At 72.5% G+C, this 22,153-nt stretch carries 20 protein-coding genes and 1 tRNA gene; 18 read left to right on the top strand and 3 right to left on the bottom strand.

What is annotated here, in order from left to right:
- Positions 1–6: 6 nt before the first annotated feature.
- From J7I94_RS20605 to J7I94_RS20590, 4 genes are all read left to right on the top strand, one after another.
- On the top strand, positions 7–600 hold the full coding sequence (locus tag J7I94_RS20605; RefSeq protein WP_215168655.1) for a hypothetical protein: 594 nt from the start codon (positions 7–9) through the stop codon (positions 598–600).
- A gap of 91 nt (positions 601–691) precedes the next feature.
- Positions 692–3,427 carry a Tat pathway signal sequence domain protein gene (locus J7I94_RS20600; RefSeq protein WP_215168654.1) on the top strand — a complete coding sequence of 912 codons (2,736 nt, stop codon included), beginning with the start codon at positions 692–694 and terminating at the stop codon, positions 3,425–3,427.
- Between the two features lie 28 nt (positions 3,428–3,455).
- Positions 3,456–3,902, top strand: coding sequence for an SRPBCC family protein (locus J7I94_RS20595; RefSeq protein WP_215168653.1), 447 nt, complete (start codon positions 3,456–3,458; stop codon positions 3,900–3,902).
- A 39-nt stretch (positions 3,903–3,941) separates the two neighbouring features.
- A tRNA-Val gene (locus tag J7I94_RS20590) sits at positions 3,942–4,013 on the top strand.
- A gap of 58 nt (positions 4,014–4,071) precedes the next feature.
- On the opposite strand, the gene J7I94_RS20585 is transcribed toward J7I94_RS20590, so the two are convergent.
- A complete protein-coding gene (locus J7I94_RS20585) occupies positions 4,072–4,797 on the bottom strand; it encodes a 3'-5' exonuclease (RefSeq protein WP_215168652.1) in 726 nt (241 codons plus the stop codon).
- Between the two features lie 170 nt (positions 4,798–4,967).
- Between J7I94_RS20585 and J7I94_RS20580 the strand changes: the two genes are divergently transcribed.
- The 4 genes from J7I94_RS20580 (at position 4,968) to J7I94_RS20565 (ending at position 9,461) form a co-directional block, all read left to right on the top strand.
- Positions 4,968–5,534 (top strand): DUF4365 domain-containing protein, encoded by a 567-nt coding sequence (locus tag J7I94_RS20580; RefSeq protein ID WP_215168651.1) that lies wholly within the window; start codon positions 4,968–4,970, stop codon positions 5,532–5,534.
- Positions 5,531–6,748, top strand: a complete 1,218-nt coding sequence (locus tag J7I94_RS20575) for a hypothetical protein (protein WP_215168650.1) — start codon at positions 5,531–5,533, stop codon at positions 6,746–6,748. Before J7I94_RS20580 ends, J7I94_RS20575 begins: the two co-directional genes overlap by 4 nt.
- A gap of 102 nt (positions 6,749–6,850) precedes the next feature.
- Complete coding sequence (thrS, locus tag J7I94_RS20570) at positions 6,851–8,830, top strand: threonine--tRNA ligase (RefSeq protein ID WP_215168649.1); 1,980 nt, start codon at positions 6,851–6,853, stop codon at positions 8,828–8,830.
- A gap of 82 nt (positions 8,831–8,912) precedes the next feature.
- Positions 8,913–9,461, top strand: a complete 549-nt coding sequence (locus J7I94_RS20565) for an HIT domain-containing protein (protein WP_215168648.1) — start codon at positions 8,913–8,915, stop codon at positions 9,459–9,461.
- Positions 9,462–9,494: 33 nt separating this feature from the next.
- On the opposite strand, the gene J7I94_RS20560 is transcribed toward J7I94_RS20565, so the two are convergent.
- Both J7I94_RS20560 and J7I94_RS20555 read right to left on the bottom strand, forming a co-directional pair.
- The gene (locus J7I94_RS20560; RefSeq protein ID WP_215168673.1) at positions 9,495–11,153 is read right to left on the bottom strand and encodes a hypothetical protein; all 1,659 of its coding nucleotides are present in this window, start codon (positions 11,151–11,153) and stop codon (positions 9,495–9,497) included.
- A 186-nt stretch (positions 11,154–11,339) separates the two neighbouring features.
- Positions 11,340–13,538: an elongation factor G-like protein EF-G2 gene (locus J7I94_RS20555; RefSeq protein ID WP_215168647.1), complete on the bottom strand. Its 2,199-nt coding sequence runs from the start codon at positions 13,536–13,538 to the stop codon at positions 11,340–11,342.
- Between the two features lie 204 nt (positions 13,539–13,742).
- Here J7I94_RS20555 and pgsA point away from each other — a divergent pair, with 204 nt between their 5' ends.
- From pgsA to ruvB, 10 genes are all read left to right on the top strand, one after another.
- Positions 13,743–14,471 (top strand): phosphatidylinositol phosphate synthase, encoded by a 729-nt coding sequence (pgsA, locus tag J7I94_RS20550; protein ID WP_215168672.1) that lies wholly within the window; start codon positions 13,743–13,745, stop codon positions 14,469–14,471.
- The gene (locus J7I94_RS20545; RefSeq protein ID WP_215168646.1) at positions 14,468–15,376 is read left to right on the top strand and encodes a phosphatidylinositol mannoside acyltransferase; all 909 of its coding nucleotides are present in this window, start codon (positions 14,468–14,470) and stop codon (positions 15,374–15,376) included. Before pgsA ends, J7I94_RS20545 begins: the two co-directional genes overlap by 4 nt.
- On the top strand, positions 15,373–16,536 hold the full coding sequence (locus J7I94_RS20540) for a glycosyltransferase family 4 protein (protein WP_215168645.1): 1,164 nt from the start codon (positions 15,373–15,375) through the stop codon (positions 16,534–16,536). The genes J7I94_RS20545 and J7I94_RS20540 overlap by 4 nt, the downstream gene beginning before the upstream one ends.
- A 110-nt stretch (positions 16,537–16,646) precedes the next feature.
- Positions 16,647–17,189: a hypothetical protein gene (locus J7I94_RS20535; protein ID WP_215168644.1), complete on the top strand. Its 543-nt coding sequence runs from the start codon at positions 16,647–16,649 to the stop codon at positions 17,187–17,189.
- A 113-nt stretch (positions 17,190–17,302) separates the two neighbouring features.
- On the top strand, positions 17,303–18,214 hold the full coding sequence (gene pdxS, locus J7I94_RS20530; RefSeq protein WP_215168643.1) for a pyridoxal 5'-phosphate synthase lyase subunit PdxS: 912 nt from the start codon (positions 17,303–17,305) through the stop codon (positions 18,212–18,214).
- 5 nt (positions 18,215–18,219) lie between these two features.
- Entirely contained in the window at positions 18,220–18,828 is a 609-nt protein-coding gene (pdxT, locus tag J7I94_RS20525) for a pyridoxal 5'-phosphate synthase glutaminase subunit PdxT (RefSeq protein WP_215168642.1), read from the top strand.
- A gap of 49 nt (positions 18,829–18,877) precedes the next feature.
- Complete coding sequence (locus J7I94_RS20520) at positions 18,878–19,630, top strand: YebC/PmpR family DNA-binding transcriptional regulator (protein ID WP_215168641.1); 753 nt, start codon at positions 18,878–18,880, stop codon at positions 19,628–19,630.
- A gap of 108 nt (positions 19,631–19,738) precedes the next feature.
- Entirely contained in the window at positions 19,739–20,278 is a 540-nt protein-coding gene (gene ruvC / locus J7I94_RS20515; protein WP_215168640.1) for a crossover junction endodeoxyribonuclease RuvC, read from the top strand.
- Positions 20,275–20,880 (top strand): Holliday junction branch migration protein RuvA, encoded by a 606-nt coding sequence (gene ruvA, locus J7I94_RS20510; RefSeq protein WP_215168639.1) that lies wholly within the window; start codon positions 20,275–20,277, stop codon positions 20,878–20,880. Before ruvC ends, ruvA begins: the two co-directional genes overlap by 4 nt.
- 73 nt (positions 20,881–20,953) lie before the next feature.
- Positions 20,954–22,036, top strand: coding sequence for a Holliday junction branch migration DNA helicase RuvB (ruvB, locus tag J7I94_RS20505; protein ID WP_215168638.1), 1,083 nt, complete (start codon positions 20,954–20,956; stop codon positions 22,034–22,036).
- Positions 22,037–22,153 lie beyond the last annotated feature (117 nt).

The following is a 22,153-nucleotide window of genomic DNA, read 5'->3' as shown; positions in this document are numbered from 1 at the left end:
GCCGGTATGGCTGGGACACGTGTGAAGGCGCGCAAGGAGCCGGTGTTCGGCGGTGAACGCTTCGCCGTCTTCGCCGAGTGCATGCTCACCGGGGTGTGGATCGCCGTGGCCTGTCTCGGCGTCGTCACCTACCCCGCGGCCTTCGCCGCCGGCGCCCGGCACCTGCGCCGCCGGACCGCCCACGAGGGCGGCGGCCGACGGGAGTTCACCGCCGACTTCCGGGCGGCCGTCCGCCGCGGGTGGGCCGTGGGACTCGCCGGGTGGGCGGCGGCGGGCGCGGTCTGGGTGGACGTCCAGGCCGCGCGGGCCGGGCTGCCCGGCGGCCCGTTCGCCGGGGCGGTCGGCCTGCTGGCGCTGCTCGCCCTGGTGGTGGCGGGGCTGCGCGCGGCGGCGGTGTGGACGCCCGGCGCGTCCTGGCGCGCGCTGCTCGCCGCGGCCGGGCGCCGGACCCTGCGCGACCCCGCCGGCTCCCTGCTGATCGTCTGCGGACTGGCGGTCGTCGCCGGTTCCGCGCTGTTGGTCGCGCCGCTGGCGGTCCCGGTCCTCGGGGCCGTCGCGGCGGCGGCCGTCGCCGTGGAGACCCGGTACGGCCGTAGCTGAACCTCCCCCAGGGGAGCGGCGCCTCCGTGGGCCGCGCCTCTGTCTGTCATGCCCTTGACATGCCCCTCGCACCCGCAAGGAAGGAAGAGCCATGTCTCCCATCCCCCGCAGATCCCTCCTCAAGGCCGCCGCCGTCGCCGGAGCCGCCGCCCAGTTCAGCTGGGCCCTGGGCACCCGCGAGGCCCAGGCCGCGCCCGCCGCCGACACCGCCGACGACGCCCCCGTCACCCTCGACTGGCTGGAGGACGGCGGCCTGGGCGCCGCCCCCGGCTCCACCGTCGGCGTCCCCTGGCCCAAGGGCACCCACCAGCCCGACCAGACCTTCGCCGTCACCGACGCCGACGGCAAGGCCGTACCCACCCAGTCCTGGCCCTTGGCGTACTGGCCGGACGGCTCCCTGAAGTGGACGGCACACGCGGTCGGTTCGGGCTCCGGCAAGCTCACCCTCACCACGGGCACCCCGGCCGCCCCCGAGGAGAAGGTCACCGTCACCCGGCGCGGCGGAGGGATCGACATATCGACCGGCGTCATCACCGCACGGATCGGCACCGACGGCTCCACCCTCGTCAAGTCCGTCACCCGGGGCTCCACCGAGATCGCCAAGAACGGCCGCCTCGTCCTGCTGCGCCAGCCCGAGATCGAGGACGGCGACCAGGGCACGGTCAAGTACGAGCGCTTCGACGGCGCGATCTCGGACGTGGAGGTCGAGCAGGAGGGCCCGGTCCGCGCCGTCGTCCGCATCGACGGCAAGCACCGCAAGGGCGGCCGCAGCTGGCTCCCCTTCTCCCTCCGCCTCTACTTCTACGCGGGCGCCGACTCCTTCCGCATGGTGCACACCATCACCTTCGACGGCACCCAGGAGCCCGGAAAGGCGTCCGGCGACTTCATCCGGGGCCTCGGCGTCCGCTTCACCGTGCCGATGCGCGACGCGTCCTACGACCGTCACATCCGCATCGGCGGCGAGGGCACCGGCCTGCTGCGCGAAGCCGTCAAGGGCATCACCGGACTGCGCCGCGACCCGGGAGCCGCCGTACAGGCCGCGCAGTACGCGGGGGAGAAGCTGCCCGACCCCGCCACCTGGGACCAGCGGGTCACCACCCGGCTCCAGTACATCCCCGACTGGGGCGACTACACCCTCTCCCAGCTCTCCGCCGACGGCTTCACCCTGCGCAAGCGCACCAAGAAGGGCCACGGCTGGATCGGCGCCGGCGGTGGTCGGCGGGCCTCCGGTTTCGGCTACGTCGGCGGGGTGAGCGGCGGGCTCTCCTTCGGCCTGCGCGACTTCTGGGAGAAGTACCCCGCCCAGCTCGACATCCGCGACGCGCAGACCGACGAGGCCGAGGTCACCCTCTGGCTCTGGTCACCCGAGGCCCAGCCCATGGACCTGCGCTTCTACCACGACGGCATGGGCCAGGACACCTACGCCGAGCAGCTCGAAGGCCTCAACATCACCTACGAGGACTACGAGCCCGAGTTCGGCACCCCCTACGGCATCGCCCGCACCTCGGAACTCCTCTTCTGGGCCAACGCCGCCACCCCCACCCCCGAGACGCTCGCCGAGCAGGTCGAGGCCGTCCGCGTGCTGCCGCAGCTCGCCGCCCCGCCGGCCCAGCTCATCAAGGCGGGCGTCTTCGGCAAGGGCCTGTACGCCGAGCCCGACCGCTCCACCCCGGCCAAGGCCAAGATCGAGGACCACCTCGACTTCCTCTTCACCTACTACAAGGACCAGGTGGAGCAGCGCCGCTGGTACGGCTTCTGGGACTACGGCGACATCATGCACACCTACGACACCGTCCGGCACCAGTGGCGGTACGACGTCGGCGGCTACGCCTGGGACAACTCCGAACTCTCGCCCGACCTGTGGCTCTGGTACGCGTACCTCCGAAGCGGCCGGGCCGACATCTTCCGCTTCGCCGAGGCGATGACCCGGCACACCGGCGAGGTCGACGTCTACCACCTGGGCAAGTGGGCGGGCCTCGGCACCCGGCACGGCGTCCAGCACTACGCCGACAGCGCCAAGCAGCAGCGCATCGCCAACACCACCTACCGCCGCTTCTACTACTTCCTCACCGCCGACGAACGCGTCGGCGACCTCATGCACGCCAACGTCGACTCCGACGAGACGTTCCTCGTCCTCGACCCCAACCGCAAGGTCCGCACCGACCCATACACCCCAGACCGGCACGCCCTGTCGATCGGCTTCGGCACCGACTGGAGCGGCCTGGTGTCGGCCTGGCTGACCGAGTGGGAACGCAAGGGCCCCAAGTGGGAGAAGGCCAAGGCCCGGGTGCTGTCCACCATGAAGGGCATCGCCGCCCAGCCCAACGGCTTCGTCCAGGGCAGCGGCCTGTACGACCTCGACACCGGCGAGTTCGCCGTGGCCGAGCAGCCGGTGGTCGGCGTCTCGCACCTGTCCGCCGTCTTCGGCCTCAACGAACTGTGCGCGGAACTCATCGACCTCGTCGACATACCGGAGTTCAACGAGGCGTACTACGACTACTGCCGCTACTTCAACGCCTCCAAGACCGAACAGGCCGCCCGCTACGGCTCCCACTTCGGCTCCCTGATCCTCTTCCAGGGCCACTCCCGCCTCGACGCCTACGCCGCCGTACAGACCGGGGACGAAAAGCTCGCCACGCGCGCGTGGGAGAAGTTCTACAACTCCGACGGCTACAAGGAATCGTCCCCCTGGACGACGGAGAAGGTCAGCGGCCCGATGGCGCTGGTGCCCGGCAGCGAGGCGGCCTGGGTCGCCACCAACGACACCGCCCTCTACGGCCTCGCCGCCATCGAGAACCTCGCCCTGCTGGGAGACCGGATGCCGTAACCCGCTCCCGCGCGGGCAGGCTGCGGACGTGGACTGGAACCATTACCGCTTCCGCAGCCTGTGGGCGCTGCCCGCGCCCGCCCCGGCCGTGTACCGCGCCCTGGAGCGGATCGAGGACTACCCCCGCTGGTGGCCGCAGGTCCGCGAGGTCACCCGCCTCGACGGCACCAGCGGCACCCTCCGCGTCCGCTCGCTCCTCCCGTACGACCTCACCCAGGTCCTGCGGGAGGGGCGGCGAGACCCGGAGGCCGGCGTGCTGGAGGTCGCGCTCCGCGGCGACATCGAGGGCTGGGCACGCTGGACGGTCACCCCCGAGGGGACCGGCACCCTGGTCCGCTACGACCAGGAGGTCGACGTCCGCAAGCCGCTGCTGCGCCGGCTCGCCGTCCCCGGGAGGGCCTTCTTCCGCGCCAACCACACGCTGATGATGCGGGCCGGGCGGCGCGGACTGGCCGCCCACCTGGCAGCGGTTTGAAGGAAGCGTGCCGGGACCTGTATTGTTCAGTGCGTTCCCGGGCGATTAGCTCAGTGGGAGAGCGCTTCGTTCACACCGAAGAGGTCACTGGTTCGAACCCAGTATCGCCCACCGGGAAGACCGGCCCGCCGCACGGCGGGCCGGTTTTTCGCTGCCCGTACCCGTGCCCTCAGGCCGCCGCCGGCAGGTCCGGACGCAGCGGCCACGCCGGGTCCACCGCCTCCTCCGTGCCACTGGCCGCGAACCACGCCTGCAGCCCCCGGGCCTGTGCCGCGTGCCACACCGCCTGCAGGGTGTGCAGCTCGGCGGGGGAGAGACGCTCCAGCCGCCCCGCGAACCGGCGCCCCACCGCCCGTACCACCTCCAGCGCCGCCTGCGCGTCGGCCGCCGCGTCGTGCGCCCCCTCCAGCGGGACGCCGTAGTGCGCGCACAGGGCGGTGAGGGTGCGGCGGCCCTTGCGGTAGCGGTCCAGGTGTTTGTCGAGCACCCGCGGATCGAGGACGTGCAGCGGCGTCCGCTCCAGCCAGCGCCCCAGCGACGAGGCGCGATGGCGCCGCAACTCCCGGTCGAGGAGCGTCAGGTCGAACGGCGCGTTCATCACCACCAGCGGCCGCCCCGCCCGGGCCTGCTCCACCAGCGCCTCCGCCACCTCGTACATCACCGGCGCCGGCCAGCGGCCGTTGCGCCGCAGATGCTCCTCCGTCAGCCCGTGCACCGCGGTCGCCGCCTCGGGCACCGGAACGCCCGGGTTGACCAGCCAGCGGCTGACCCGCGGCCGGAGGCCCGGGGCGTCCTGGACGACGACGGCGGCCGCCACGATCCGATCGGTCTCGACGTCGACACCCGTGGTCTCCGTGTCGAACGCGGCCAGGGGTCCTTCGTACCAGCCCGTCATACCACCACAACCCCTCGATCACCCTCGGCAGTTGACATCCCGTCCACTGCCCGCTCGGGTGATACCCGGGCTGTTTGCGCCGTACGCCGGAAGGACACAACAGAAGTGTGGGTCCTCGCAGTTCAGCGACCCGCAGCGCGAACACACCAGTTCTGGAAGGCTGCCCGCTCATGGCCGTAGCGCAGCCCGAACGGGGCGGGCTGCTGCCCGAGCGCACGGCGCCCGTCCGCGGGTCCCTCGCCGTCACCGCCTGCATGGAGACACTCCAGGTCGGCTATCTGCACGCGGTCGCCGCGGCGGCCGGCTGCTCACTGTCCCAGCCGTTCCCCGACAACGGCATCGACTGGCACGTCAGCCACAGCGCCCCCGGGCACACCGTCGACGACGAGGTCACCATCAAGGTGCAGCTCAAGGCGACGTACCAGATCCCGCCGGACCCGCCGGGCCGCTCCTTCTCCTTCACGCTCGACAACGCGCACCTGGCGAAGCTCGCCCGTACCCCGGTCTCGGTCCACAAGATCCTGGTCGTGATGATCGTCCCCCGCTCCCAGGACCAGTGGCTGCGGGCCGGCCACGACCGCCTCGACCTCAGACACTGCTGCTACTGGATCAACCTGGCCGGACATCCCGTCACCGGCCGGCACCGCACCACCGTGCGGGTGCCGACCGCACGGGTCTTCGACGACCGGGCGCTGTGCGAGATCATGACGCGGGTCGGGACGGGAGGGAAACCATGACGCACCGCCCCGCCGGCCGGCCGCTGCGGCCGGTACGCCCGCACCCCGCCGGTTCCTGGGACGGCCCGCCGCCCGCCCCGGCCGACGTCGACCCGGCCGTACTCGCCGCCCTGCTGCGCCGGCACGGCTGGCAGCGTCGCGGCGGTGCCCCCGGACGCTACGGCCGCTGGACCCCGCCCGGCCCGGCCGGCGCCGCCACCAGCCTGCTGGTGCCCGAGAGCCGGGCCTTCCCCGACAGCGACGACCTGCTGGCCGAGGCTCTGCTGGCCCTCACCCGCGCCGGCACCCCGTCCGCCCGCGAGGTGCTGCTCGGCCTCGCCGTGCCCAGCGACGAGATCCACTGGTGGCGGGAGGCACCGGCCGGACCCGGCGAGGCCACCGCGTGGACCGCGGCGGAACAGCTGCGCACCGCCGCCCGCCGCATGCTGCTCGCCGGAGCGCTCGCCACCCACGCGCGGGCCGGCTACTACGGCGCCCGGCACCGCCGCGCCGCCGCCGGGACCCTGGCCGACGTCCTGGTCGGGCCCGCCCCGGGCGGCCACCGCCTCACCGCGTACCTGCCCGTCGCCACCGGCCGCGCCCTCGCCGTCCGCCTCCACCAGGCCCTCCACGCGGCCCGCGAGGCCGTCGACTACCAGCGGGCCACCGGCGGCCTGGACGCCTTCGACACCGCCGTCGAGGCCGGCGTCAGCCATGAACTCACCGAGGCGCTCGTCGCCCTCGTCCAGGGCACCGAGGGCGCCCGGATCGCCGTCGACTGGGCCCCGGCCACCGGAGCCCCCGAGGGCCGCGCCGCCCCCGCCGAGCCCGTCGGGTTCTCGCCCGGCGACCTGCCCGTCCTGCGCGAGGCCGGCGCCCGCTATCTGCGCGCCGAACCCTCCGTACCGGTGCGCCTCACCGGCACCGTCGTCCGGATGCGCAGGTCGGGACCGCGCGGCGCGGGCACCGTACGGCTGCGGGTGCTGTCCGGCGCCGACGTCCCGCACGTCCGGGTCGCCCTCGACGAGGACGCGTACCGCATCGCCGGCCACGCCCATCTCGTCGGACTGCCGGTGCGGGTGGACGGCCGGCTGGAGAGCCGGGGCGGCTTCCGCCGGCTCAGCGGCGCGGGCGGGGTCGTGCCCGTGCGGGTGGACGACGCCGACCGGGACCGGATGCTCAAGGCGCTCCAGGAGGACCTCGACTTCTTCGAGGATGCCTGTGCCGGGGAGTGAGCCGGGTATCTGTTTCGCCTGCGGAGGGGACGGGTCGGTACGATCGCCCTCATGCGTGCGCTCCGGTATGGCGCCGCGACCCACTTCAGTCAGGAGAGACCGGTGTCAGACGTCCGTGTGATCATCCAACGCGATTCCGAGCGGGAAGAACGCGTGGTGACGACGGGCACCACGGCCGCCGACCTCTTCCCCGGCGAGCGCTCGATCGTCGCCGCCCGCGTGGACGGCGAGCTGAAGGACCTCGCGTACGAGCTGCGGGACGGCGAGACCGTCGAGGGCGTCGAGATCTCCTCCGAGGACGGCCTCAACATCCTGCGCCACTCCACCGCGCACGTCATGGCGCAGGCGGTGCAGGAGCTGTTCCCCGAGGCGAAGCTGGGCATCGGCCCGCCCATCCGGGACGGCTTCTACTACGACTTCGACGTCAAGGAGCCCTTCACCCCGGAGGACCTCAAGCGCGTCGAGAAGAAGATGCAGGAGATCCAGAAGCGTGGCCAGCGCTTCTCCCGCCGCGTCACCAGCGACGACGCCGCCCGCGAGGAGCTGGCCGACGAGCCGTACAAGCTGGAGCTGATCGGCCTCAAGGGCAACGCCGCGCAGGCCGCCGACGGCGCCGACGCGGAGGTGGGCGGCGGTGAGCTGACCATCTACGACAATCTCGACGCCAAGACCGGCGAGCTGTGCTGGAAGGACCTGTGCCGCGGCCCGCACCTGCCGACCACGCGGAACATCCCGGCCTTCAAGCTGATGCGCTCCGCCGCCGCCTACTGGCGCGGCAGCGAGAAGAACCCGCAGCTCCAGCGGATCTACGGCACCGCCTGGCCGTCCAAGGACGAGCTGAAGGCGCACCTGGACTTCCTCGCCGAGGCCGAGAAGCGCGACCACCGCAAGCTCGGCGCCGAGCTGGACCTGTTCTCCTTCCCCGACGAGCTGGGCCCCGGCCTCGCGGTCTTCCACCCCAAGGGCGGTGTGATCCGCAAGGTCATGGAGGACTACTCGCGCCGCCGGCACGAGGTCTCCGGGTACGAGTTCGTGAACACCCCGCACATCTCGAAGGAGCACCTCTTCGAGATCTCCGGGCACCTGCCGCACTACGCGGAGGGCATGTTCCCGCCCATCCAGTTCGACGAGCAGAACTACCGCCTCAAGGCGATGAACTGCCCGATGCACAACCTGATCTTCAAGTCGCGCGGCCGTTCCTACCGTGAACTGCCCCTGCGCCTCTTCGAGTTCGGGACCGTGTACCGGTACGAGAAGTCGGGCGTCGTGCACGGCCTGACCCGCTCGCGCGGCTTCACCCAGGACGACTCGCACATCTACTGCACCAAGGAGCAGATGCCCCAGGAGCTGGACACGCTCCTGACCTTCGTGCTCGACCTGCTGCGGGACTACGGGCTGACCGAGTTCGAGCTGGAGCTGTCCACCCGTGACGACTCCGACAAGTTCATCGGCTCGGACGAGGACTGGGAGGAGGCCACCGAGGCGCTGCGCCAGGCCGCCGAGAAGCAGAACCTCCCGCTGGTCCCCGACCCGGGCGGCGCCGCGTACTACGGGCCGAAGATCTCGGTGCAGGCCAAGGACGCGATCGGCCGCTCCTGGCAGATGTCGACCCTCCAGGTCGACTTCAACCAGCCCAAGCGGTTCGGCCTGGAGTACACCGCCGCGGACGGCTCCCGCCAGCAGCCGGTCATGCTGCACCGGGCGCTGTTCGGCTCCATCGAGCGGTTCTTCGGCGTCCTCCTCGAGCACTACGCCGGCGCCTTCCCGGCCTGGCTGGCCCCCGTCCAGGCGCTGGGCATCCCGATCGGCGACGCGCACGTGCCCTACCTCCAGGAGTTCGCGGAGCAGGCGCGGGCGGCGGGGCTGCGCGTCGAGGTCGACGCCTCCTCCGACCGCATGCAGAAGAAGATCCGCAACGCCCAGAAGCAGAAGGTGCCGTTCATGGTCATCGCGGGCGACGAGGACATGGCGGCCGGCGCCGTCTCCTTCCGCTACCGCGACGGCTCCCAGGAGAACGGCATCCCCGTCGAGGACGCCATCGCGAAGATCGCCAAGGTCGTCGAGGAGCGCACGCAGGTCTGACCGGCCGACCGGCCGACGGCGAGGCCCCCGGGGAACCGGGGGCCTTTCCCGTCGCCCCGGGCGGACGCCATATGCTGCACGCATGACGAGTGAGCCGGAGCAGCAGTTGGGAGTGGGGACGCAGGACGCGTTCCAGCGCCTGTGGACGCCCCACCGGATGGCCTACATCCAGGGCGAGAACAAGCCGAGCGGCCCGGGCGCCGACGACGGCTGTCCCTTCTGCTCGATCCCGGCGAAATCGGACGAGGACGGCCTCGTCGTCCGGCGCGGTGAGCTGGTCTACGCGGTGCTCAACCTCTACCCCTACACCGGCGGCCACCTCATGGCCGTGCCCTACCGGCACGTCGCCGACTACACCGAGCTGACGGGCGAGGAGACCGCCGAGCTGGCCGAGCTGACCAAGCAGGCGATGACGGCCCTGCGCACCGCCTCCGGCGCCCACGGCTTCAACATCGGCATGAACCAGGGCTCGGTGGCCGGCGCGGGCATCGCCGCCCACCTCCACCAGCACGTCGTGCCCCGCTGGGGCGGCGACACCAACTTCATGCCGGTGGTCGGCCACACCAAGGTGCTGCCGCAGCTGCTGGGCGACACCCGCAAGATGCTGGCGGAGGCCTGGCCGACGGCGTAGCCGCCGGACCATGCCTCCGCGTCGGACCAGGGCCTACGCGTTGTACGTGTCGGCCTTCCCCGGCGTCGGGTCCTGCACCGCCCCGCTGAGGAACGCCGACCGCGCGCCGAACTTCTCGGTGTTCACGCCGTTCTCCTCCAGCACCTTGATCGCCGCCCGGTGCACCACCCGCAGCACCGGCGTCGCCGCCCGCAGCGCGTCGTCGGCCATGAAGCGGTGCCGCCAGGGCTGGTCGGCCCAGGCGTGCCGCAGGCCGAACGGCTCGGGCAGCGAGATCGTGCCGCCCAGCCAGTTCAGCGCCGGCGTGTAGAAGGTCAACGGGGCGCGGACGGCCAGCCGTACCACTTCCTGGGTGTTGACCAGCGGGAGCATCACCTTGCGGGTCTCCCACGGCTTGAACGACTTGGTGACCGTCTTGGAGGGGGCCGAGGGCCCGCCCATGAACAGGCCGTTCACCGGGCCCAGGGCGTGGCCGGTGACCTCGATCCGCAGCGTCGAGTGCAGCACCGTCACCGTGATCATCATGGTGATGATCAGCTGCCCGTCCCACAGGGTCCACTGCACGCCCAGGTAGTGCCGGTCGCCGGCGCCGAACTGCTGGTTGTTGCAGATCTCCTGGATGGCGTGCGGCTTGACCTGGTACGCCTCGACGTCCGCGCCCTCCGGACGGGACACCGCCCCCGCGCCCTCCGCGATCGGCGTGACGATCCAGTGCCGGACCGACGGCTTGGTGAAGCCGTTGGTGTTCAGCGGACCGCGCTCCAGCTGGCTGAGCTGGTCGTGGATGGACCGTATGACGTCCCAGCTGCGGAACGGGTGGATCTCCCGGGACGGGTCCGCCGGGACCAGCTCCTCGGCCAGCTGCCAGCTGCCCCAGCGGGTGCCCATGCCGAGGATGCCCTTGGGACCGGCGTAGAAGACCGAGTTGGACTGCTGCTCGGCGCCCAGCCTGGCCAGCGACTGGCGCAGCTGCTCGGCGGCGGTCTCGTTGGGGTTGCTGGGCACCGCCTCCGGGATTTTGGCGGCGACGCTGGCGCCCTTGACCAGGCTGCCCCAGCGCTCCCTGAGGTCCTTCGCCGTGTTCTCGCAGACCCGCTTGGCCCAGAACCAGCCGACCACCGGCATCACGGCCGCCAGCCGCCCGTACCAGCCCCAGAAACCGCCGAACGGCATCTTGAGGACGAAGAGCACGGCCAGCGCGCCCACCGCGACGAGCACGGCGGTGCCGAGGGCGCCGGCCTGCTTGTTCTCCGACTTGGCGACCGTGCTGCGGATCTGGAAGACGAGCAGCCAGACCAGCAGACCGGGCAGGAAGAGCAGCCCGCACACCGCCATGACGGCGGTCAGCTTCCGGTCGCGCTCCTTGCGGATGCGGTTGGCCGCCAGACAGTGCTCGACGACGACCTGCGGCTCGGTGCCGAAGGACTGGATGAGGGGCTTGCGCCCGCTGCCCAGCATGCGGCCGACCACCGCCTGGGCGAACGCCTCGCCCAGGTTGGGCTTGAAGATCGTGGCCCAGGAACGGCCCGCGTTGACGGCCGTCTGGTGCCACTCGTTGTCGGCCTTCTTGATGTCCTCCACAGGGCTGTCCCGGTAGGCCGCCGACGCCAGCGCCAGCGTGGCCGTCTGGCTCGCGTCTCCCGCCCGGGGCACCTGAGGCCCGAAGAAGTCCGCGTAACCGCCGTCGGTCATTCCCGCCCCCAGATCGAAGCCGCTCTCGCTCAAGCGGCTTTCCCGACTTCCGTGCTCCGCACACCTGTTGATCAGGTCATCAGCGTATCTCCCGGCGCGGGTGCCCGTCGGCGGACGGTGCGAGCCGCCCGCCGACCTGGAGCGCGGCACGGGGCGCGCGGACCGCCGGAGTGCGCCCGGCGCCGGTCAGCCGCCGCCGCGCGCCGCTTCCCCGACCCGCGCCGCGACCTGCGGCGGCATCGGCTCGTGCCGTGCGTAGCGGCGGTCGAAACGGGCCGTGCCGTGCGAGAGGGAGCGCAGGTCCACCGCGTACCGGCCGATCTCGATCTCCGGCACCTCGGCGCGTACGAGGGTGCGTCCGCCCGCCGTCTGCTCGGTGCCGAGCACCCGGCCGCGCCGCCCGGACAGGTCGCTCATCACCGCGCCCACGTAGTCGTCGCCGACCAGCACACCGACCTCGGCCACCGGTTCCAGCAGATGGATCCTGGCGTCGGTGGCGGCCTCCCGCAGCGCCAGCGCGCCGGCCGTCTGGAAGGCGGCGTCGGAGGAGTCCACCGAGTGCGCCTTGCCGTCCACCAGCGTGACCCGCACGTCGATCAGCGGATGGCCCGCGGCGACGCCCTTGGCGGCCTGCGCGCGCACACCCTTCTCGACGGACGGGACGAACTGCCGGGGCACCGCGCCGCCGACCACCTTGTCGACGAACTCGATGCCCGAGCCGCCCGGCAGCGGCTCGATCTCGATCTCGCAGATGGCGTACTGCCCGTGCCCGCCGGACTGCTTGACGTGCCGCCCGCGCCCGGCCGCCTTCGAGCCGAACGTCTCCCGCAGCGCCACCCGGTGCGGTACGACGTCGACCTGGACGCCGTACCGGCCGCGCAGCCGCTCCAGGGCGACGTCCGCGTGCGCCTCGCCCAGGCACCACAGGACCACCTGGTGGGTGTCCTGGTTCTGCTCCAGGCGCATCGTCGGGTCCTCGGCGACCAGGCGGGCCAGCCCCTGGGAGAGCTTGTCCTCGTCGGGTTTGCTGTGCGCCTGGATGGCGAGCGGCAGCAGCGGGTCGGGCATCTGCCACGGTTCCATCAGCAGCGGGTCGTCCTTCGCGGACAGCGTGTCGCCGGTCTCCGCGCGGGCCAGCTTCGCCACGCACGCCAGATCGCCCGCGATGACGTGGGAGACCGGACGCTGCTGCTTGCCGAAGGGCGTCGACAGGGCGCCGATGCGCTCGTCGACGTCATGGTCCTCGTGCCCGCGGTCGGCCAGCCCGTGCCCGGAGACGTGCACCGTCTGGTCGGCGCGCAGGGTGCCGGAGAACACCCTGACCAGGGAGATCCGGCCGACGTACGGGTCGGAGGACGTCTTGACGACCTCCGCGACCAGTGACTCGCCGGGATCGCACGGCCGCAGCGCGCGGGGCCGGCCGTCGGGGGTGGTCACCCGGGGTGCCTCGCGCTCCAGCGGCGTCGGGAAGCCGCGAGTGATCAGCTCCAGCAGTTCCACCGTGCCCAGGCCCTGCCGGGCGCCCTCGGCGGCGGGGGCGGCGGCCAGGACGGGGAAGAACACCCCGCGCGCCACGGCCCGCTCCAGGTCCTGGATCAGCGTCTTGACGTCGACCGGTTCGCCGCCCAGGTAGCGGTCCATGAGGGTCTCGTCCTCGCTCTCCGCGATGACCCCCTCGATCAGCCGGTCGCGGGCCTCCTCGATCAGCGGCAGCTGGTCCTCGCCCGGCTCGGACTCCTTGCGCTCGCCGGTCGAGTAGTCGAACAGCTTCTGCGTCAGCAGGCCGATCAGACCGGTCACGGGCGCGTGTCCGTCGGGGTGCCGCGGTCCGTGCAGCGGCAGGTAGAGCGGCAGTACGGCGTCGGGGTCGTCGGCCCCGAACGCCTCGGCGCAGATCCGGGTCATCTCCTCGAAGCCGGCCCGCGCGGCCTCCAGGTGCGTGACCACGATGGCGCGCGGCATGCCGACGGCCGCGCACTCCTCCCACACCATGCGCGTCGAGCCGTCCACGCCGTCCGAGGCCGAGACGATGAAGAGGGCCGCGTCCGCCGCCCGCAGACCGGCCCTCAGCTCACCGACGAAGTCGGCGTACCCGGGGGTGTCGAGGAGGTTGATCTTGATGCCGTCCCAGGTGACGGGGACGAGCGAGAGCTGTACGGAGCGCTGCTGCCGGTGCTCGATCTCGTCGTAGTCGGAGACGCAGCCGCCGTCCTCGACGCGGCCCGCCCGGTTCAGCGCCCCCGCGGTCAGCGCGAGGGCCTCCACCAGAGTCGTCTTGCCCGATCCGGAGTGGCCGACCAGCACCACATTCCGTACGGACGCGGGATGGTCGGCCGCCTGTGCCCTGCCGGCGGCTCCGGTATGTGTGTGTGCCTTGTCGCCCATAACCCTGCCTCCCGTGCACGGTGAGGTCACTGTGGGCGCGGACACGCGTCGGCCGCGTGCGAGCGGCTCCGGCGACGCCCGCGGTTCTTCGAGCTTTCCACTCCCGTCACGCCGCGTCCATACGAAGGACCCGGACCCGTCGCGCGCCCGGCCCGGCCGGCGGTCCGGGTGCCCGTCCGTCGCCCACGCGCGCGCGTGGCTACGATGGGCCAGCCGGCGGCCAGCAGGGGCCGCGCGGCGACACCGACCGTCGGGAAGGCCATGCTGAACAAGTACGCGCGTGCATTCTTCACGCGTGTCCTCACACCGTTCGCCGCGTTTCTCATCCGCCGGGGGGTCAGCCCGGACACGGTCACGCTCATCGGGACCGCGGGTGTGGTCGCGGGGGCGCTGGTCTTCTACCCCAGGGGCGAGTTCTTCTGGGGCACGGTGGTGATCACCCTCTTCGTCTTCTCCGACCTGGTCGACGGGAACATGGCCCGCCAGCTCGGCCGCTCCAGCCGCTGGGGCGCCTTCCTGGACTCGACCCTCGACCGGGTCGCCGACGGGGCGATCTTCGGCGGCTTCGCGCTCTGGTACGCGGGCAGCGGCGACGACAACGTCCTGTGCGCCGTCTCGATCTTCTGCCTGGCCAGCGGCCAGGTGGTGTCGTACACCAAGGCGCGCGGCGAGTCGATCGGCCTGCCGGTCGCCGTCAACGGACTGGTGGAGCGCGCCGAGCGGCTCGTCATCTCCCTGGTCGCGGCCGGTCTGGCGGGCCTGCACGCGTTCGGCGTGCCCGGCATCCAGTACCTGCTGCCCGTCGCCCTGTGGATCGTCGCCGTCGGCAGCCTCGTCACGCTGATCCAGCGGGTCGTCACGGTCCGCCGGGAGTCCGCCGAGGCGGAGGCCGCGGCCGCGCGCGAGGCGCGGGGGAGCGAGGCGGCCAAGTGAGCGCCCAGGAGCGGCTGACCGACGCGCTGTACGGCGCCGGCTGGAGCACCGTGAAGAAGCTCCCCGAGCCCGTCGCGGCACGGCTCGGCCGCACCGTCGCGGACCTCACCTGGAAGCGGCGCGGCCAGGGCGTGCTGCGGCTGGAGCGCAACTACGCGCGCGTGGTGCCCGGCGCGAGCCCCGAACGGCTCGCGGCGCTCTCCCGCGCGGGGATGCGCTCGTACCTGCGGTACTGGATGGAGTCCTTCCGGCTGCCCGCCTGGAGCCGCGATCGGATCGCGGCCGGCGTCACCGTCAAGGACCTGCACCACCTGACCGAGGCCATGGACGCGGGCAAGGGCGCGGTCGTCGCCCTGCCGCACCTGGCCAACTGGGACCTGGCCGGCGCCTGGCTCACCACCGAGCTGGGCATTCCCTTCACCACGGTCGCCGAGCGCCTGAAGCCGGAGACCCTCTACGACCGCTTCGTCGCCTACCGCGAGGGCCTCGGCATGGAGGTCCTGCCGCACACCGGCGGCGCGGCGTTCGGCACGCTGGCCCGGCGGCTGCGGGCCGGCGGCCTGGTCTGCCTGGTCGCCGACCGGGACCTGTCCGCCTCCGGCGTCGAGGTCGAGTTCTTCGGCGAGCCGGCCCGGATGCCGGGCGGCCCGGCGCTGCTCGCCCAGCAGACCGGCGCGGCCCTGCTGCCCGTGACCCTCTGGTACGACGACTCGCCCGTCATGCGGGGCCGGGTCCATCCGCCCGTCGGGGTACCCGAGTCAGGCAGCCGGCGCGAGAAGGCGTCCGTCATGACACAGGCGCTGGCCGACGCCTTCGCCACGGGGATCGCCGAGCATCCGGAGGACTGGCACATGCTGCAGCGCTTGTGGCTCGCCGACCTGGGGCCCGCGAAGGGGACCTCATGAGGATCGGTATCGTCTGCCCGTACTCCTGGGACGTGCCGGGCGGCGTCCAGTTCCACATCCGCGACCTCGCCGAGTACTTCATCCGGCTCGGCCACGAGGTGTCCGTCCTGGCCCCGGCCGACGACGACACCCCGCTGCCGCCGTACGTGGTCTCCGCGGGCCGCGCGGTGCCGGTGCCGTACAACGGTTCGGTGGCCCGGCTGAACTTCGGGTTCCTGAGCGCCGCGCGGGTACGGCGCTGGCTGCACGACGGCGCGTTCGACGTCATCCACATCCACGAGCCGACCTCGCCGTCGTTGGGCCTGCTGGCCTGCTGGGCGGCGCAGGGCCCGATCGTGGCCACGTTCCACACGTCCAACCCGCGCTCCCGCGCGATGATCGCCGCGTACTCCATCCTCCAGGCGGCCCTGGAGAAGATCAGCGCCCGGATCGCGGTGAGCGAGTACGCCCGCCGCACTCTCGTCGAGCACCTGGGCGGCGACGCGGTCGTCATCCCCAACGGCGTCGACGTCGACTTCTTCGCCAAGGCCGAGCCCCGGCCCGAGTGGCAGGGCGGCACCATCGGCTTCATCGGCCGCATCGACGAGCCCCGCAAGGGCCTGCCGGTGCTGATGAAGGCCCTGCCGAAGATCCTCGCCGCCCGTCCGGGGACCCGGCTGCTGATCGCCGGCCGCGGTGACGAGGAGGAGGCGGTCGCCTCCCTGCCCGCCGGGCTGCGCGACCGGGTGGAGTTCCTCGGCATGGTCAGCGACGAGGACAAGGCCCGCTTCCTGCGCAGCGTCGACCTGTACGTGGCCCCCAACACCGGCGGCGAGAGCTTCGGGATCATCCTGGTCGAGGCGATGTCCGCGGGCGCTCCCGTGCTCGCCTCCGACCTCGACGCCTTCGCCCAGGTCCTGGACCGGGGAGCCGCCGGTGAGCTGTTCCCCAACGAGGACGCCGGGGCGCTGGCCGCCACGGCCGTACGGCTCCTGGAGGACCCGGCGCGACTGGCGGAACTGCGGGCGCGGGGCAGCGCGCACGTGCGGCGCTTCGACTGGTCGACGGTCGGCGCGGACATCATGTCCGTCTACGAGACGGTGACGGCGGGCGCGGCGGCGGTGGCGGCGGACGAGCGGGCGACGGGCCTGCGGGCACGGTTCGGGCTCGCCCGCGATTGAGCGGGAGGGGAGCCTACGGCGCCGCACGGCCGAGTCCGGCTCTCCAGCCCGTCCGGCGTTCGAGGACGAGGCCGTTCAGGCCGACACGGCGCCAGGTAAGTTAGCGCAGCGTGACCGCAACCCTGATCTGGATCGCCGTGGCCCTCGTGGCGATCGGCCTCTACCTGAGCTGGACGGCGGGCCGCCTCGACCGTCTGCACGCCCGGATCGACGCCGCCCGCGCCGCGCTCGACGCCCAGTTGCTGCGCCGGGCCTCCGTCGCGCAGGAACTGGCCACTGCCGGTGTCCTGGACCCGGCCGCCTCGATCGTCCTGTACGAGGCGGCGCACGCCGCCCGGCAGAGCGAGGAGGAGCAGCGGGAGGTCGCCGAGAGCGAGCTGAGCCAGGCGCTGCGGGCGGTGTTCGGGGACGCGCACCAGGTGGCGGCCCTGCGCGAGGCCCCCGGCGGCGAGGAGGCGGCCGGTGAGCTGACCGAGGCGGTGCGCCGCGTCCCCATGGCCCGCCGCTTCCACAACGACGCCGTGGGCGCCGCCCGCCGGCTGCGCGAGCACCGCAAGGTCCGCTGGTTCCGGCTGGCCGGCCACGCCCCGTTCCCGCTGGCCTTCGAGATGGACGACGAGCCGCCGACGGCCCTGGTCGACCGGGCGGCCTGACCGGAATCGCCGGAAAACGATCCACCGTCTTCCCATTGGCCCTTGCTGTGGCCTGCTCCGTTCACGTTTCCTCAGTGCTGCAGAAACCCTTCATCTCTTCAGCGAGGTCTTCCGTGTCCAGCACCCACTCCGAGAACCAGGCTCCCGAGACCGGCACCGCGCGCGTGAAGCGCGGCATGGCCGAGCAGCTCAAGGGCGGCGTGATCATGGACGTCGTCACCCCGGAGCAGGCGAAGATCGCCGAGGACGCGGGTGCCGTCGCGGTCATGGCCCTGGAGCGCGTCCCGGCCGACATCCGCAAGGACGGCGGCGTGGCCCGCATGTCCGACCCGGACATGATCGAGGGCATCATCGGCGCCGTCTCCATCCCCGTGATGGCCAAGTCCCGCATCGGCCACTTCGTCGAGGCCCAGGTCCTGCAGTCCCTCGGCGTCGACTACATCGACGAGTCCGAGGTCCTCACCCCGGCCGACGAGGTCAACCACTCCGACAAGTGGGCGTTCACCACCCCCTTCGTCTGCGGCGCCACCAACCTCGGCGAGGCGCTGCGCCGCATCGCCGAGGGCGCCGCGATGATCCGCTCCAAGGGCGAGGCCGGCACCGGCAACGTCGTCGAGGCGGTGCGCCACCTGCGCCAGATCAAGAACGAGATCGCCCGGCTGCGCGGCTGTGACAACCACGAGCTGTACGCCGCCGCCAAGGAGCTGCGCGCCCCCTACGAGCTGGTCAAGGAGGTCGCCGAGCTGGGCAAGCTCCCGGTGGTGCTGTTCTCCGCCGGCGGTGTGGCCACCCCGGCCGACGCCGCCCTGATGCGCCAGCTCGGCGCCGAGGGCGTCTTCGTCGGCTCCGGCATCTTCAAGTCCGGCGACCCGGCCAAGCGCGCCGCCGCCATCGTCAAGGCGACCACCTTCTACGACGACCCCAAGGTCATCGCGGACGCGTCCCGCAACCTCGGCGAGGCCATGGTCGGCATCAACTGCGACACCCTCCCCGAGGCCGAGCGGTACGCCAACCGCGGCTGGTGAGCACTGTGAGCGAGACACCTGTCATCGGCGTCCTGGCCCTCCAGGGCGACGTACGGGAGCACCTCGCCGCCCTGGCCGCGGCCGGCGCGGAGGCCAGGCCCGTCCGGCGCCCCGACGAACTCGCCGAGGTCGACGGCCTGGTCCTGCCCGGCGGCGAGTCCACCACCATCTCCAAACTGGCCGTCCTCTTCGGGGTGATGGAACCCCTCCGCGCGCGCGTGCGGGACGGCCTGCCCGTCTACGGCACCTGCGCCGGCATGATCCTGCTCGCCGACAAGATCCTCGACCCGCGCTCCGGGCAGGAGACCATCGGCGGCATCGACATGATCGTGCGCCGCAACGCCTTCGGCCGGCAGAACGAGTCCTTCGAGGCGGCGGTCGACATCCAGGGCGTCGACGGCGATCCTGTGGAGGGCGTCTTCATCCGCGCGCCCTGGGTGGAGTCCGTCGGCGCATCGGCCGAGGTGCTGGCCGAGCACGACGGCCACATCGTCGCGGTCCGCCAGGGCAACGCGCTGGCCACCTCGTTCCACCCGGAGCTGACCGGGGACCACCGCGTGCACCGCCTGTTCACCGACATGGTGCGCGCCCGGGGCGCGGTGGATGCCTTGTAGGATCTCTGGGGTTCGTTCAGTAGATGGGTTACGCGAAGGAGACAGGCAGATGTCCGGCCACTCTAAATGGGCCACGACGAAGCACAAGAAGGCCGTCATCGATGCCAAGCGTGGCAAGCTCTTCGCGAAGCTGATCAAGAACATCGAGGTCGCGGCCCGCATGGGCGGTGCCGACGTCGACGGCAACCCGACGCTGTACGACGCCATCCAGAAGGCGAAGAAGCAGTCGGTCCCGAACAAGAACATCGACTCCGCGGTCAAGCGCGGCGCCGGTCTCGAAGCCGGTGGCGCCGACTACGAGACGATCATGTACGAGGGCTACGGGCCGAACGGCGTCGCGGTGCTCATCGAGTGCCTGACCGACAACCGCAACCGCGCCGCCTCCGACGTGCGCGTCGCCATGACCCGCAACGGCGGCAACATGGCCGACCCGGGTTCGGTGTCGTACCTGTTCAACCGCAAGGGCGTCGTGATCGTCCCCAAGGGCGAGCTGACCGAGGACGACGTCCTCGGCGCCGTCCTGGACGCGGGCGCCGAGGAGGTCAACGACCTCGGCGAGACCTTCGAGGTGATCAGCGAGGCCACCGACCTGGTCGCGGTCCGCACCGCCCTCCAGGACGCCGGCATCGACTACGAGTCGGCGGACGCCAACTTCGTCCCGACCATGCAGGTCGAGCTGGACGAGGAGGGCGCGCGCAAGATCTTCAAGCTGATCGACGCCCTGGAGGACAGCGACGACGTGCAGAACGTCTTCGCCAACTTCGACGTCAGCGACGAGGTCATGGAGAAGGTCGACGCGTAACGCGCGCACGGGCTTGAGCGGGCCGGCGGGACACACCCCGTCGGCCCGTCGCTCTGTCAGTGGCACCCGATAGCCTGCACAAACAGGTGATCGAGGGGAGGGAGCGGCGTGCGCGTACTGGGAGTCGACCCGGGACTGACCCGCTGCGGGGTCGGCGTGGTCGAGGGAGTCGCGGGCCGCCCGCTGACCATGATCGGCGTCGGGGTCGTGCGCACCCCGGCCGACGCCGACCTCGGCCACCGCCTCGTCGCCGTCGAGCAGGGCATCGAGCAGTGGCTCGACGAGCACCGCCCGGAGTACGTCGCGGTGGAGCGCGTTTTCAGCCAGCACAACGTGCGCACGGTGATGGGCACCGCCCAGGCCAGCGCCGTCGCCATCCTGTGCGCCTCCCGGCGTGGCATCCCCGTCGCCCTGCACACGCCCAGCGAGGTCAAGGCCGCCGTCACCGGCTCCGGACGCGCCGACAAGGCGCAGGTCGGCGCCATGGTGACCCGGCTGCTGCGGCTCGCCGCCCCGCCCAGGCCGGCCGACGCCGCCGACGCCCTCGCCCTCGCCATCTGCCACATCTGGCGCGCTCCCGCCCAGAACCGGCTCCAGCAGGCCGTCGCCCTGCACACCCGCTCCGTACCGAAAGGCCACCCCGCATGATCGCCTTCGTCAGCGGCACGGTCGCCGCCCTCGCCCCCGGCGCCGCGGTGGTCGAGGTCGGCGGCGTCGGCATGGCCGTCCAGTGCACGCCGAACACGCTCTCCACGCTGCGCGTCGGGAAACCGGCCAAGCTCGCCACCTCCCTGGTGGTCCGCGAGGACTCCCTCACCCTGTACGGCTTCGCCGACGACGACGAGCGCCAGGTCTTCGAACTGCTCCAGACCGCCAGCGGCGTCGGCCCCCGCCTCGCCCAGGCCATGCTGGCCGTGCACAGCCCCGACGCCCTGCGCCGGGCCGTCTCCACCGGCGACGAGAAGGCGCTGACGGCCGTCCCCGGCATCGGCAAGAAGGGCGCCCAGAAGCTGCTCCTGGAGCTGAAGGACCGCCTCGGCGAGCCGGTCGGCGCCCCCGCCGTCGGCGCCCTGGTCTCCACCGGCTGGCGCGACCAGCTGCACGCCGCCCTCATCGGCCTCGGGTACGCCACCCGCGAGGCCGACGAGGCCGTGACCGCCGTCACCCCGCAGGCGGAAGCGGCGGGCGGTACGCCCCAGGTGGGCGCGTTGCTCAAGGCGGCCCTGCAGACGCTGAACCGCGCCCGATAGCCGCCCGGACAGCCGCCCCGCCGGCTGTCCCCCCAGCCGTAGCGACCGTAGCGAGAACCGAGGCAGACCACTCATGAACTGGGACGACGACACCGCCGCCGGCGACACCGGCGCCGCCGCCGAGCGGCTGGTGGGCCCGGCCGCCGACCGCGAGGACCAGGCCGTCGAGGCCGCCCTGCGCCCCAAGGACCTGGACGAGTTCATCGGCCAGGAGAAGGTCCGCGAGCAGCTCGACCTCGTCCTGCGCGCCGCCCGCGCGCGCGGCGCCACCGCCGACCACGTGCTGCTCTCCGGCGCCCCGGGCCTCGGCAAGACCACTCTGTCGATGATCATCGCGGCCGAGATGGAGGCCCCGATCCGGATCACCTCCGGACCCGCCATCCAGCACGCGGGCGACCTCGCCGCGATCCTCTCCTCCCTCCAGGAGGGCGAGGTCCTCTTCCTCGACGAGATCCACCGCATGTCCCGGCCCGCCGAGGAGATGCTCTACATGGCGATGGAGGACTTCCGCGTCGACGTCATCGTCGGCAAGGGCCCCGGCGCCACCGCCATCCCCCTGGAGCTGCCCCCCTTCACCCTGGTCGGCGCCACCACCCGGGCCGGCCTGCTGCCGCCCCCGCTGCGCGACCGCTTCGGCTTCACCGCCCACATGGAGTTCTACGAGCCGGCCGAACTGCGACGCGTGATCCACCGCTCGGCCGGCCTCCTCGACGTCGAGATCGACACCGACGGCGCCGCCGAGATCGCCGGCCGCTCCCGCGGCACCCCCCGTATCGCCAACCGCCTGCTGCGCCGGGTCCGCGACTACGCCCAGGTCAAGGCGGACGGCGTGATCACCCGTGACATCGCGGCGGCGGCCCTGGCGGTCTACGAGGTGGACGCCCGCGGTCTGGACCGCCTCGACCGGGCCGTCCTGGAGGCCCTGCTGAAGCTGTTCGGCGGCGGTCCGGTCGGGCTGTCGACGCTGGCGGTGGCGGTGGGGGAGGAGCGCGAGACGGTCGAGGAGGTCGCCGAGCCGTTCCTGGTCCGCGAGGGCCTGCTAGCCCGTACGCCGCGTGGCCGGATCGGCACCCCCGCCGCCTGGGCGCACCTCGGTCTCACCCCGCCCGGCTCGGCGGCCGCGGGAAACGGACAAGGGGACCTGTTCGGGGCATGAGAGGGGCCCGGGAAGGGTCCGGGAGGGGGCCGGGAGGGGGCCGGGAGAGGAGTGAGAGAGGCGTGAGGGAGCCGCGACGGCGAGGGCATTGGCCCGAGAGGGAACCCCGGTGCCATC

The sequence above is a fragment of the Streptomyces sp. ISL-12 genome (assembly GCF_018614415.1).
In the GTDB taxonomy this organism is placed as follows: Bacteria; Actinomycetota; Actinomycetes; order Streptomycetales; family Streptomycetaceae; genus Streptomyces.
Note: the sequence above shows the minus strand (reverse complement) of the source record. Positions and strands in the feature narration are given on the sequence as shown.